Raw genomic sequence first — 12558 nt, 5'->3', positions numbered from 1 at the left:
GCAGACGGATTAGACCGCCTGCACCTGGTCAGCCTGCATACCCTTCTGGCCCTGGACGGCGATGAAGGTGACCTTCTGGCCTTCCTGCAGGGTCTTGAAGCCGGTGCCCTGGATGGCGCGGAAGTGCACGAACAGGTCCGGGCCGCTTTCCGGGGTGATGAAGCCGAAGCCCTTGGCGTCGTTGAACCACTTGACGGTGCCGGTCTGACGTTCAGACATATTTACTAACTCCTGAAACACATGTTGAAAAAAATCGCAGCCACCGGGTATCGGGGCCGAGACTGAGTTGCAGGCGTTGGTAAAGCGGATCGATGAGTGGATCGTGAGATCAACTGCACCAGGCCACGATTCACGGTGACCCTAGCAAACACAGTGGGTCGCACGATACGCGTGTTTTCCCCAAAAAGCGATAGCCCCGGCATTCATCGCCACCCCGCCCCCGCTAGGCGTGGCAAGGGCTGGCAGTCGGTCGGGCCCGGACCCGGGGACCCATTCAGGTTTTTCCTACCCTACACTGGGTAAATGACTGAAGCTGAAACCCCGGCTGAACTGCCCCGTCCCCGCATCTGGGTGGACGCAGACGCCTGCCCCGTTGTCATCCGCGACATCCTGTTCCGGGCCGCCGAGCGGGTCGGCCTGGAGTTGACCCTGGTCGCCAACCAGTGGATCCGCACCCCGCCCTCGCGCTGGATCCGCTCCCTCCAGGTGCCGCAGGGCCTGGACGTGGCTGACAGCGCCATCGTCGAACGGGTCGCCGCCGGCGATCTGGTTGTCACCCAGGACATTCCATTGGCCGCGCTGGTGCTCGAACGAGGCGCGCTGGCCCTGCATCCGCGCGGGGAGCTGTTCACCGCCGACACCATCGCCCAGCGCCTGTCGGTACGCAATTTCATGGAAGAGCTGCGCGGCGCCGGCGTCCAGACCGGGGGCCCGCCTCCCCTGCATGCGCGCGACCGCCAGGCGTTCGGCAGCGCGCTGGACCGCTGGCTGGCCCGCATCCGCGTGGCGCGATGAGGCGGGGCCCGGCTCACGCCACCGCTGGGCCCAGCTCCGGGCCCAGCTGACGCTGGCTGCTGAACACCCGCCGTTCCCCATTCAGGGGATCGTCGAAGGACAACGCCCGCGCCAGCAGTTGCAGCGGCGCCTGCGCCCCGCTCGCGGCCGGACGCAGCTGCGGATACAGGTCGTCTCCGATGATGGGCGCGCCCAGCGCCGCCATGTGCACGCGCAGCTGGTGCTTGCGACCGGTTCTCGGCTGCAGGCGGTAGCGCCAGACCGGACCTGTCGCGTCGATCACCTCGATGCGGGTACTCGCATTCGGCTCGCCCTCCATTTCGCCCATGCGGAAGAACGGTTGTGCCGGGCCGATGCGACTGTGGCGCTCGAACGGGAAGTCCAGCGCCGGCAGCGCCGGGGCCAGCGCTTCGTAGGTCTTGTCGATACGGCGCTCGCGGAACAGGCGCTGGTAGGCATCGCGCGACTCCGGTCGCAGCGAGAACAGGACCAGCCCGGCGGTGAGCCGGTCCAGGCGGTGCAGCGGTGCCAGCTGCGCGTTGCCGGTCCGCGCCACCAGCCGCGCCAGCAGGGTTTCGCGGACATGGGCACCCGCCGGGGTCACCGGCAGGAAGTGCGGCTTGTCGACCACCAGCAGATGCTCGTCCTGGTAGAGGATCGTCTCGTTGAACGGAATGCGCGGCTCGTGGCTGACCTCGCGGAAATACAGGATTTCCAGCCCCACCTGCCACGGCTGGTCCGCCGCCAGCGCCCTGCCCTGCGCATCCTGTACCCGTCCGCGCGCGAACCGGTCCTGCCACTGGCTGCGGTCGATGCGCGGAAAGCGTGCGCACAGGCCGTCCAGCAGGGTCGGCCAATGGCCGGGTGGCAGCTGCAGCCGGCTGGGCAGGGTCATCGCGTCCGCTCCGGCGGCAACAGGAACCGCAAGCGTGCCACCGTTGACGCGCGGCAGACACCCCGGCCACGGACACCCCTGCAGCAAACCTCTATCATTGTCCTCTTTAGTCGACGGATCCCCCATGGCCCTCACCGCCACCATCCGCAAGGCCGAGTTGCAGATCAGCGACATGGATCGCGGCTACTACGCGACCCACAACCTGACCCTGGCCCAGCATCCGTCGGAAACCGACGAGCGCCTGATGGTGCGCCTGCTCACCTTCGCCCTCAACGCCGACGACCGCCTGGAATTCGGCCGGGGCCTGAGTACGGATGACGAGCCGGACCTGTGGCAGCACGACTACACCGGCGACATCCTGCAGTGGATCGACCTCGGCCACCCCGATGAATCCCGTATCCGCAAGGCCAGCAACCGCAGCCGCCAGGTGCAGGTGGTCAACTACGGCGGCAATGCGTCCGACATCTGGTGGGGCAAGCAGGGCAAGGGCCTGGCGCGCTTCGACAACCTGTCGGTGATCGACCTCGATGGCACCTTCGTCGAGCAGTGGGGCCAGCAGATCCAGCGTGCCATGCGCTTCAGCGTGCTGATCCAGGACGGCGAGGTGCAGATCCTCAACGACCAGATCCAGCTCGACATCATCCCCACCTGGCGCAAGCGCGCCAAGGCATGAGTACGACGCGCTGCGACGTCGTGGTGATCGGTGCCGGTGCCGCCGGCCTGATGACCGCGATCACCGCCGGCCGGCGCGGCCGCCAGGTGCAGGTGATCGATCACGCCAACAAGATCGGCAAGAAAATCCTGATGTCCGGCGGTGGCCGCTGCAACTTCACCAACACCGGCACCACCCCGGCCAACTTCCTGTCGGCCAATCCGCACTTCTGCAAATCGGCGCTGGCCCGCTATACGCCGTGGCACTTCATCGAGATGGTCGAGCGCCATGCCATCGCCTATCACGAGAAGGAGCTGGGGCAGCTGTTCTGCGACGTTTCGTCCAAGCAGATCGTGAAGATGCTGGTGGACGAGTGCCAGGCAGCAGGTGTACACATCCGTACCCACTGCAGCGTCGAGCGCATCGAGCACGGGGCGGATGGCTTCCGTGTGCACACCACGCAGGGGATGTTCCACTGCGCCTCGCTGGTGGTCGCCACCGGTGGCCTGTCCATCCCCAGCCTGGGCGCAACCGGCTTCGGCTACGAGATTGCACGCCAGTTCGGGCATGCCGTGCTGCCGACCCGCGCCGGACTCGTGCCGCTGACCCTCAGCGGCAGGCACCAGGAGCGCCTGGCCGACCTGAGCGGTGTCGCCCTGCCGATCGAGGCGCGCTGCAACGGCATGCAGTTCCAGAATTCCATGTTGCTCACCCATCGTGGCGTCAGCGGCCCGGCGATCCTGCAGATCTCCTCCTTCTGGCAACCCGGCGATGCACTGGAACTGGATCTGCTGCCCGGCCAGGATGCCGGCCAGTGGCTGCGACGGATGAAACAGGAGCGGCCAGCCGCCGAACTGCGCACGGTGCTGGCCGAGGTCCTGCCCAAGCGCCTGGCCCAGCGCCTGTGCGAACACTGGCTGCCGGACCGCCCGGTACGGCAGCTGGATGAGCCCCAGCTGCGCCAGGCTGCGCAGCTGCTGGGTGCGTTCCCGCTGGTGGCCAGTGGCACCGAAGGTTACCGCACCGCCGAGGTTACGCTGGGCGGCGTGGACACCGCCGACGTTTCGTCCTCCACGATGGAATCCAAGCGCGTGCCGGGCCTGCATTTCGTCGGCGAAGTGCTGGACGTCACCGGCTGGCTTGGCGGCTACAACTTCCAGTGGGCCTGGGCCAGCGGCCACGCCGCCGGCAGCGTGGTGTGAACCGCATCGCCGTTCGGGGTGCGGGATGCCTGCACGCATGGACGGCTCGCCGAGCATCGTGTATCAAGATCCGCAGATTGGGGAGCAGTGCATGCAGAACGCGAACGACATCACCATCCGCCTGCTGATCGTCGACGACAGCGGCGAGAATGCGGAAGCCATCGTCAGCACGCTGCGCAACAGCGGCATCGCCGTGCGCCCCTGGCGCCCGCAGGATTCGGCCGAGCTGTCGCAGGTGCTGGCCAACCAGGCCATCGATCTGGTGCTGGCCTCGCCCTCGCAGGGCATCCCGCTGCCGCTGGTGGCCCAGCACATCGCGGCCAGCGGCAAGGACATTCCGCTGGTGCTGCTGGCCGAGCGCATCGACGAGGATGAGCTGGTCCAGGCCAGCAGCCATGGCATCCGCGCCCTTGCCCTCCGTCAACGGCCGGAGCATCTGCTGGCGGTGGTCCGCGACCAGTGGGTCGACCTGCAGGCGCGCCGCGGGCTGCGCCGCATCGAGGCACAGATGCGCGAGACCGAGCGCCGTTGCGACGCGCTGATCGCCTCCTCCCGCGAACCCATCGCCTATGTGCACGAAGGCATGCACATCCGCGCCAACGATGCCTATCTGGACATGTTCGGCTACGAGCATTTCGACGACATCGAGGGCATCTCGCTGCTGGACATGGTGGCCGCCCAGCATGTTGATGACTTCAAGCAGCTGCTGAAGAGCCTCAGCCGCGGCGAAGCGCCACCACCGCAGTACCAGCTCGATGCACGCCACCAGGATGGCAGTGCGTTTCCGGCAACGATGGAATTCACCGCAGCCACCTATGAGGGCGAATCCTGCCTGCAGGTCGTGTTCCGCCGCCGGATCGAGTTCGACCCGGAACTGGCCCGAGAGGTCGAGGATCTTCGCCAGCGCGACCAGGTGACCGGCCTGCTGAACCGGCCGACCTTCATGCTGCAGGTCGAAAGTGCGGTCGCCCAGGCTGGCCGCAGCGAGGGCCAGTTCGGCCTGCTGCTGGTCGAGCCCGACCACTATGCGCGGCTGATGCCGGACATCGGGCTGGCCTCGGCTGATACCCTCATCGGCGCGCTGGCCTCCCTGCTGGCCGATGTCGTGGGTGAGGACGCACAGCTGGCGCGCTTCGGCGAACACAGCTTCGCCGTGCTGCAGGCCGGCCCCTATGCGCAGACCGTGGCACTGGCCGAACGCATCCGTGAGGCATATGCCGCCCATGTGTTCAGCATCGGCGCGCGTTCGGCCACGGTCACCGTGAGCATCGGCGGTGTCCAGGTCGGCGAGAAGATCGCCAGTATCGGCCAGGTCCTGGCGCGTGCCAGCGAGTGCACGCAGGCGGCCGCCGAGCTGGGCAACACCTGTCGCATCTTCGATCCGGCCGCGGTCGATCGGGTCGAGGAAGAACGTGTGCAGCGATGGGTCGGCCGCATCCGCGAAGCCCTGGACGGCGACGGCTTCCAGCTGCATTACCAGCCGGTCCTGAACCTGCAGGGCGAGCCACTGGAGCTGTACGAAGCCTATCTGCGACTGGAGCACAACGGTGAACTGCTCAGTCCCACCGCTTTCCTTGGCATCGCCGAGGAACACGGGCTGCTGGCCGAGATCAACCGCTGGGTGGTGTCCAAGGCCATCACGGTGCTGGGGCAGCGCGCGCGCGAAGGCAGCGCCACCCAGATGCTGGTGAAGGTCACCCCCGAATCGTTCGACGACCCGCAGATGATTGCCACCCTGCGTGGTGAACTGAAAGCGCACGGGGTTCCGGGCGAGCGCCTGTGGCTGCATGCGCCGGAAGCGAAGGTGTTCACCCACCTGCGCAGCGCCCAGCAGTTCCTGGCCGCCGTGGCCCCGCTGGGCTGCCGCATCGGCCTGGAACAGTTCGGGTCCGGCCTGGATTCGTTCCAACTGCTGGCCCACTTCCAGCCGCAGTTCCTCAAGCTGGACCGTGGATTCACCAGCGACCTGGCGGCGACCCGCGAGAACATCGACCGCATCAGCCAGATCACGGCGCGCGCGCAGGAGGCCGGTATCCGCACCATCGCCGAGTTCGTCAGCGATGCCAACTCCATGACGCTGCTGTTCAGTGCAGGCGTGGACTACGTGCAGGGCGACTTCGTCGGTCCGGCGCTGCCGACGATGAGTTTCGACTTCGGGTGATCCCGCATCGCCGGGCATGGCCCGGCGCTACCAAGGGGCGCCGGGGTAACGCCGGCCCATGCACGACGAGCCTGGTAGCGCCGGGCCATGCCCGGCGAGCCTAGCGGCACGCCCTATGCGAAAAGGCCGGCTTTCGCCGGCCTTTTCGATCAGGTCATATCGACCAGGTTGTTGATCTTCACATCCGGATCGACGTCGGCCTCGTAGTCGACGCCTTCAACGCCGAAACCGAACAGGCGCAGGAAGTCCGCCTTGTAGCCGGCCAGGTCGCTGATCTCGTACAGGTTCTCGTTGGTCACCTGCGGCCACAGCGCAACCACCTTGCCCTGCACGTCTGCCGCCATTTCCTTGTAGTCGGCACGCAGGCGGCCTTCTTCATCGACCAGCGCGACGGTGTGGCCATCGCCATCGACCAGATCGTGGCGCAGGCGGTCGATCGCCACGCCGTCGGCCTTGCCGCCGTAGAGGATGTCGTAGAGCACGTCCAGCTGCTCGATGCAGCCTTCGTGGGTGCCCTTCTCCTTCATCACCTTGAACAGCAGCGACAGGTACAGCGGCATTGTCGGAATGGCCGAGCTCGCCTGGGTGACCACGGCCTTGAGCACCGACACGCGGGCATCACCGCCGATCTTCGCCAGCTTCTCGCGCAGGCCCAGCACCTTGGTGTCGAGATCCTTCTTGGCAGCGCCGATCGAGCCATTCCAGTAGATGGCCTGGGTGATTTCTTCGCCAACGTAGGTGAAGGCGGTGGTGGTGCAGCCATTGGCCAGCACGCCGGCATCGGCCAGCGCGTCGATCCACATCTGCCAGTCTTCACCGCCCATCACTGCGACGGTCCCTGCGATTTCCTCCGGCGTCGCCGGCTGCAAAGTGGTCTCGGTGATCACTTCCTTGTCGGTATCCAGGCCACGCAGCGTGATCGGCTCACCGATCGGCTTCAGCGTGGAACTGATCACTTCACCGGTCTTTGGGTGCTTGCGGCGCGGCGCAGCCAGGCTGTAGACGACCTGGTCGACCTGGCCGAGATCGGCCTTGATCATCTCGATGGTGCGCGCCTTCACTTCATCCGAGAACGCATCACCATTGATGCTCTTGGCATACAGGCCCGCCTCATCGGCATAGCGGTGGAACGCCGCCGAGTTGTACCAGCCCGCCGTGCCCGGCTTGGTCTCGCTGCCGGGACGCTCGAAGAACACGCCCAGGGTCGCCGCACCGCTGCCGAACGCGGCAGTGATGCGGGCGGCCAGGCCGTAGCCGGTCGAGGCGCCGATCACCAGCACGCGCTTGGGACCGTTCTGGATCGGCGGGCGGGCGCGGATGTAATCGATCTGCTGCTTGACGGCGGCGTCGCAGCCGGTCGGATGGGTGGTGACGCAGATGAAGCCGCGGACGCGCGGTTTGATGACCATGGATACCTCGGGTTGGCAGATGCGGCGCGCAGGGCGCTCAGCAGGAATCGGAGGGCGCGCCTGCGCGCGCGAACCGCAGGATCGTAGTGCGCGAGAGCCGAATGCACAACCGACGCTGCCGTAGGGTGGTGTTTGTTTTGCAGGGTTGCACCCTGCACCTGCCGAATCAACGTCAACGTCAACGTCAACGTCAACGTCAGAAGCGAGCTATCTGCGGGATGGCGGGGCAGGTCCGGTTGCGGGGGACGCCGCAAGTACGTCCATGTAGGCTCGGTCGCGCCATCCATGGCGCTCACGCCCCCGCAACCGGACCCACCCCGCCTTCGACAGTCTTCCGCGTTCTGTCGGAACCGCATTCTGCTCTGGTGGGTGTCGACCTTGGTCGACACGATTGAATTCATTCGAAATCTGACAGATGTGTCGACCAAGATCGACACCTACCGACAGCCGCGTGAACGTGTCGAAGGTGGGGCGGTGTCGGAGTGCGGGGTGTCAGCCGCATGGATGCGGCTGCCAAGCCCCCATGGACGGGTTTACGGCGTCCCCGCACTCCGACACCGCCCCGCCATCCCGCAGAATGCCCGCTGTTGATGTTGCCTTTGCCTCGGCAGGTGCAGGGCTGCACGCCCTGCCAACAAAAAACCCCGCTTGCGCGGGGTTCTCTGTGCGTTGCGTGCAGCGCGAACGCTTACGGACGGCGGGCCAGAGCCTCGATGTCCTTGGCCTTCGGCAGCAGGTCCTGCTTGCTCACGCGCAGGAAGCCGATCGTGAGCATCGGCACCGCGACCAGGATCGACGACATGACCACGATCACCGCACCGATCATGTGCGTTTCGGCCAGGCCTTCCATCGAGCTGCCACCGTACAGGTACAGGGCCAGTGCGGACAGGAAGAACATCACCGCGGTGATCACCGTACGCGACAGCGTCTGGTTGATCGAACGGTTCAGCACTTCCATCGGCTCCACGCGCAGGCTGCGGAAGTTCTCGCGGACGCGGTCGAACACCACGATGATGTCGTTGATCGCAAAGCCCATCACCGACAGCAGGCCGGCCAGCACCGTCAGGTCGAACTCGCGGCCCAGCAGGGACACGTAAGCCACCGTCACGATCAGGTCGAACATGGCCACGATGCTGGCGGTGACCGCGAACTTCCATTCAAAGCGGACGGCGATGTAGATCAGGAAGCCGGCCAGCATGAAGATGGTGGCGTACAGGCCGTTCATCGCCAGATCCTTGCCGATCTGCGGGCCGACGAACTCATTGCGCAGCACCGTCGCCTGGTTGTCGGCCGAGGACAGCGCCTTGACCACGGCCGCCGCGGTGGCCTTGTCCTCGGCGGCGGAATCGCCGGTACCCGGGGCATGCTCACCGTGCGGCGCCAGGCGGATCAGCAGGTCGGTACTGCCACCGACGCTCTGCACCTGGGCGCCGTCGAAGCCGCTCTGCTCGAGCTTGGTGCGGACCTGCTCGACGTCCACCGGGCGCTCGAAGCGGGCCTCGATCAGGGTGCCACCGGTGAAGTCCAGGGCATAGTTGAAGCCCTTGAAGCCGATGATGGCGATCGATGCCAGGAACACGATGATCGTGACGACCATGGCGACATGGCGCCACCGCATGAAATCGATCTTGGTGTCGTTCGGGAGGATGTGCAGCGGAAACAGTTTCATGTGCGTGTCGTCCCGTCAGATGGCCACGTTCTGGAGCTTCTTGCGGCGGCCGTAGATCAGCGTCGCCAGCGCACGCGACACGGTGATCGCGGTGAACATGGAGGCGAAAATACCGATGATCATGGTCAGCGCGAAGCCCTTCAGCGGACCGGTACCGAATGCGAACAGTGCCACGCCGACGATCAGGCCGGTCAGGTTGGCGTCGAGGATGGTGCCGGAAGCGCGCTCGTAACCGGTCACGATCGCGGTCTTGCCCGGAACACCGGCCCGCAGCTCTTCACGGATACGCTCGTTGATCAGCACGTTGGCGTCGACCGACAGGCCGACCGACAGCGCCAGGCCGGCGAAGCCCGGCAGGGTCATGGTCGCGCCGAACAACGACATCACCGCCACCACGATCAGCAGGTTGAACAGCATCGCCACCGACGTGATGATGCCGAACATGCGGTAGTAGATGCTGAAGAACACCAGGGTGAACAGGAAGGCGAAGACCACGGCGCGCATGCCGTTCTTGACGTTCTCGGCACCCAGGCTCGGGCCGACCACGCGCTCTTCGACGAAGTCCATCGGCGCGGCCAGCGAGCCGGACTTCAGCAGCTTGGCCAGGTCTTCGGCTTCCTTCTTCTGCAGGCCGGTGGTCTGGAAGTTCTTGCCGAACACGCCATTGATGTTGGCCACCGAGATTACTTCCTCGTTGACCTTGAAGCCGCGCACTTCCTGGCCGTCGACCACGGTCACGGTCGGCACGCGTTCGGTGTACACCACCGCCATCGGCTTGTTCACGTTGGCGCTGGTGAAGTCGAACATGCGCTGGCCACCGACGTTGTTCAGCGTCACGCTGACCGCCGGGGCACCGCTGTTGGCGTCGGTCACCGCCTGCGCAGCCACCATCTGGTCGCCGGTGACGATCACGCGCTTGTTCAGCAGGATCGGGCCGCGGCCGTCACGCTGCTGGTAGACCTTGGCTTCCGGCGGGATGCGGCCGGCGTTGATGGCGTCCTGGGCGTTGCCCTCGACCACCGCACGGTATTCCAGGGTGGCGGTCGCACCGATCATGCGCTTGGCTTCGGCCGTGTCCTGCACGCCGGGCAGCTGCACCACGACGCGGTCGGCGCCCTGGCGCTGGATGATCGGCTCGGCCACGCCCAGCTGGTTCACGCGGTTGCGCAGGGTATTGATGTTCTGCTCGATGGCGCCGTTGGCGATCTGCGAGATCTCGGCCTCCGGCACGGTCACCGTGATGCGGCTGCCGCTGACGTCGTAACCGAGGGTCGGCTGCGCCTTGAGCAGGGCCGTGCGGGCGCGCTGCGCGGCGTCGTCACCGGCGGACGGGCTCAGGTTGGCCACGATGCTGTTGTCGGCGCGACGCTCGACCGACTGGTACGGAATGCGTGCGTCGCGCAGGGTGCTGCGCACGTCTTCGGTATAGGCATCCAGGCGCTTGTCCAGCGCAGCCTTCTGGTCCACCTGCAGCACGAAGTGCACGCCGCCCTGCAGGTCCAGGCCGAGCGTCATCGGGCGACCGCCAAGATTGGCCAGCCAGTCCGGAACGGTGGATGCCAGGTTCAGCGCGACCGTGTAGTTCTCACCCACGCTGTCGCGCAGCAGGTCGCTTGCCGCGGCCTGGGTCTTGAGGTCCGGCAGGCGGACGATCAGGCTCTCGCCTTCCTTCTCGGCGCCGAGGCTGGCGATGCCGGCCTTCTTCAGGTCAGCCACCACGCGGTCGCGGAGGGCGTCGTCGACCTGTCCGCCACGGTTGGCGGTGATCTGGACGGCCGCGTCCTTCTGGTAGATGTTGGGCAGCGCATACAGCGTACTGAGCGCAAGTACGATCAGGATGACGACGTACTTCCAGCGTGGAAATTCGAGCATTGCTTGGGTCCCGCGCGGCGCCATCCCCGGCGCCGCGGTTGTGCATCGGAAAGGGAGTGGCTTACTGGGCCGACTTCAGGGTACCGGCCGGCAGCACGTTGCCGACAGCGCCCTTCTGCACGCGGATGCGCACGTTCTCGGCCACTTCCAGGGTGACGAAGTTGTCGCCGATGTCGGTGACCACGCCGGCGATGCCACCGTTGGTCAGCACTTCGTCGCCACGCTTGATCTTCTCCAGCATGGCCTTGTGCTCCTTCTGCCGCTTCATCTGCGGGCGGATCATCAGGAAGTACATGATGGCGATCAGGATGATCGGGAACAGCAGCGTGGTCAGGCCCATGCCCTGCGGTTGGCCACCGGCGGCCTGGGCGTGGGCGGCGGGAATCAGGAAGGCAAGCAGGTTCATCTTTGGTCCTTTGGTTGGGCGGCGCTCCGGCCCTTTCACGGGCGCGGGGTGTCGACCGCGGATCTGGGTCAGCCTTGAAGTATGCCATGGCCCCGGACGTTCGTCCCCGGGCCGTTCGACAGGGGGGCGCCGGGTTACAGCGGCGGCGGAACCGCTCCGCGTGCCGCATAGAAGGACTCGCGGAAGGCCTGGAAGGTTCCCGCCTCGATCGCCGCCCGGATGTCGGCCATCAGCTTCTCGTAGTAGAACAGGTTGTGCAGGGTGCCCAGCATCGGCGCCAGCATCTCGTTGCAGCGGTCCAGGTGGCGCAGGTACGAGCGGGTGTAGCCGCCGGTACAGGCCACGCAGCCGCAGCCCGGTTCGATCGGGTCCATGTCCCGCGCATACTGCGAATTGCGGATGCGGACGGTACCGAACGAGGTGAAGTAATGCCCGTTGCGCGCGTTGCGGGTCGGCATCACGCAGTCGAACATGTCCACGCCGCGTGCGACACCCTCGACCAGGTCTTCCGGCCGGCCCACGCCCATCAGGTAGCGCGGGCGGTCGCCCGGCAGCTCCGGATCCAGGTGGTCGAGCATGGCGTTGCGCTCATGCTCCGGCTCGCCCACGGCCAGGCCACCGATGGCATAGCCATCGAAGCCGATCGCCTGCAGGGCCTCGGCCGAGCGGCTGCGCAGGTCGGTATGCACCCCACCCTGGACGATCCCGAACAGGGCCGCATCGTTGCCGAGCTCGTCATGCGCGTTGCGGCTGCGCTGGGCCCAGCGCAGGCTCAGCTCCATCGACCGGCGGGCGACGTCCTCGGTGGCCGGGTACGGGGTGCACTCGTCGAAGATCATCACCACGTCCGAATCGAGCACCTTCTGGATCTTCATGCTCTCTTCCGGGCCGAGGAACACCCGGGCCCCGTCGGTCGGCGAAGCGAAGGTCACGCCCTGTTCGGTGATCTTGCGGCGGTGGGCCAGCGAGAACACCTGGAAACCGCCGGAATCGGTCAGGATCGGGCCGTCCCAGCGGCAGAAGCCATGCAGTCCGCCGTGGTCGGCGATGATGTCCAGGCCCGGACGCAGGTACAGATGGAAGGTGTTGCCAAGGATGATCTCGGCACCCAGCGCGCGCACCTGGTCCGGCAGGATGCCCTTGACCGAGCCATAGGTTCCCACGGGCATGAAAGCCGGCGTTTCCACCGTGCCGCGCGGGAAGGTCAGGCGGCCGCGACGGGCACGGCCGTCGCGGGTCTTGAGCTGGAACTGCAGTCGGGACATGGAGCGGTCGTTC

Annotated in this window: 11 protein-coding genes; 4 read left to right on the top strand and 7 right to left on the bottom strand. The window is 66.3% G+C overall.

Annotated features, from left to right (window positions below; genetic code table 11):
• Positions 1-9: 9 nt before the first annotated feature.
• Positions 10-219 carry a cold-shock protein gene (locus ACVOJ1_RS05630; RefSeq protein WP_005416210.1) on the bottom strand — a complete coding sequence of 70 codons (210 nt, stop codon included), beginning with the start codon at positions 217-219 and terminating at the stop codon, positions 10-12.
• Between the two features lie 303 nt (positions 220-522).
• On the opposite strand from ACVOJ1_RS05630, the gene ACVOJ1_RS05625 reads away from it, so the two are divergent.
• Entirely contained in the window at positions 523-1014 is a 492-nt protein-coding gene (locus tag ACVOJ1_RS05625) for a YaiI/YqxD family protein (protein WP_053517778.1), read from the top strand.
• Between the two features lie 13 nt (positions 1015-1027).
• Here ACVOJ1_RS05625 and ACVOJ1_RS05620 read toward each other — a convergent pair whose 3' ends face one another.
• Entirely contained in the window at positions 1028-1909 is an 882-nt protein-coding gene (locus tag ACVOJ1_RS05620; protein WP_065175037.1) for a pseudouridine synthase, read from the bottom strand.
• Between the two features lie 124 nt (positions 1910-2033).
• Between ACVOJ1_RS05620 and ACVOJ1_RS05615 the strand changes: the two genes are divergently transcribed.
• From ACVOJ1_RS05615 to ACVOJ1_RS05605, 3 genes are all read left to right on the top strand, one after another.
• A complete protein-coding gene (locus ACVOJ1_RS05615; protein ID WP_053517781.1) occupies positions 2034-2582 on the top strand; it encodes a YaeQ family protein in 549 nt (182 codons plus the stop codon).
• On the top strand, positions 2579-3763 hold the full coding sequence (locus ACVOJ1_RS05610; protein WP_128988963.1) for a BaiN/RdsA family NAD(P)/FAD-dependent oxidoreductase: 1185 nt from the start codon (positions 2579-2581) through the stop codon (positions 3761-3763). The genes ACVOJ1_RS05615 and ACVOJ1_RS05610 overlap by 4 nt, the downstream gene beginning before the upstream one ends.
• Positions 3764-3854: 91 nt before the next feature.
• The gene (locus ACVOJ1_RS05605) at positions 3855-5924 is read left to right on the top strand and encodes an EAL domain-containing response regulator (RefSeq protein WP_128988965.1); all 2070 of its coding nucleotides are present in this window, start codon (positions 3855-3857) and stop codon (positions 5922-5924) included.
• Positions 5925-6073: 149 nt separating this feature from the next.
• Here ACVOJ1_RS05605 and fabV read toward each other — a convergent pair whose 3' ends face one another.
• From fabV to tgt, 5 genes are all read right to left on the bottom strand, one after another.
• Complete coding sequence (gene fabV / locus ACVOJ1_RS05600) at positions 6074-7333, bottom strand: enoyl-ACP reductase FabV (RefSeq protein ID WP_053520465.1); 1260 nt, start codon at positions 7331-7333, stop codon at positions 6074-6076.
• A gap of 688 nt (positions 7334-8021) precedes the next feature.
• Positions 8022-9002: a protein translocase subunit SecF gene (gene secF, locus ACVOJ1_RS05595; RefSeq protein WP_053519778.1), complete on the bottom strand. Its 981-nt coding sequence runs from the start codon at positions 9000-9002 to the stop codon at positions 8022-8024.
• 15 nt (positions 9003-9017) lie between these two features.
• The gene (secD, locus tag ACVOJ1_RS05590) at positions 9018-10874 is read right to left on the bottom strand and encodes a protein translocase subunit SecD (protein WP_053519779.1); all 1857 of its coding nucleotides are present in this window, start codon (positions 10872-10874) and stop codon (positions 9018-9020) included.
• Positions 10875-10935: 61 nt separating this feature from the next.
• Positions 10936-11280, bottom strand: coding sequence for a preprotein translocase subunit YajC (yajC, locus tag ACVOJ1_RS05585; RefSeq protein ID WP_053519780.1), 345 nt, complete (start codon positions 11278-11280; stop codon positions 10936-10938).
• A gap of 134 nt (positions 11281-11414) precedes the next feature.
• Positions 11415-12545, bottom strand: a complete 1131-nt coding sequence (gene tgt, locus ACVOJ1_RS05580; protein ID WP_065181313.1) for a tRNA guanosine(34) transglycosylase Tgt — start codon at positions 12543-12545, stop codon at positions 11415-11417.
• Positions 12546-12558 lie beyond the last annotated feature (13 nt).

This window comes from Stenotrophomonas sp. STEN225 (assembly GCF_056756445.1).
The sequence above is the reverse complement of the archived record's forward strand: the minus strand, read 5'-3'. Positions and strand labels throughout refer to the sequence as shown.

What these genes read in the sequence shown, in the direction of transcription:
- ACVOJ1_RS05630 (WP_005416210.1), bottom strand. Translation starts at nt 219, where the DNA reads ATGTCTGAACGTCAGACCGGCACCGTCAAGTGGTTCAACGACGCCAAG.
- ACVOJ1_RS05625 (WP_053517778.1), top strand. Translation starts at nt 523, where the DNA reads ATGACTGAAGCTGAAACCCCGGCTGAACTGCCCCGTCCCCGCATCTGG.
- ACVOJ1_RS05620 (WP_065175037.1), bottom strand. Translation starts at nt 1,909, where the DNA reads ATGACCCTGCCCAGCCGGCTGCAGCTGCCACCCGGCCATTGGCCGACC.
- ACVOJ1_RS05615 (WP_053517781.1), top strand. Translation starts at nt 2,034, where the DNA reads ATGGCCCTCACCGCCACCATCCGCAAGGCCGAGTTGCAGATCAGCGAC.
- ACVOJ1_RS05610 (WP_128988963.1), top strand. Translation starts at nt 2,579, where the DNA reads ATGAGTACGACGCGCTGCGACGTCGTGGTGATCGGTGCCGGTGCCGCC.
- ACVOJ1_RS05605 (WP_128988965.1), top strand. Translation starts at nt 3,855, where the DNA reads ATGCAGAACGCGAACGACATCACCATCCGCCTGCTGATCGTCGACGAC.
- fabV (WP_053520465.1), bottom strand. Translation starts at nt 7,333, where the DNA reads ATGGTCATCAAACCGCGCGTCCGCGGCTTCATCTGCGTCACCACCCAT.
- secF (WP_053519778.1), bottom strand. Translation starts at nt 9,002, where the DNA reads ATGAAACTGTTTCCGCTGCACATCCTCCCGAACGACACCAAGATCGAT.
- secD (WP_053519779.1), bottom strand. Translation starts at nt 10,874, where the DNA reads ATGCTCGAATTTCCACGCTGGAAGTACGTCGTCATCCTGATCGTACTT.
- yajC (WP_053519780.1), bottom strand. Translation starts at nt 11,280, where the DNA reads ATGAACCTGCTTGCCTTCCTGATTCCCGCCGCCCACGCCCAGGCCGCC.
- tgt (WP_065181313.1), bottom strand. Translation starts at nt 12,545, where the DNA reads ATGTCCCGACTGCAGTTCCAGCTCAAGACCCGCGACGGCCGTGCCCGT.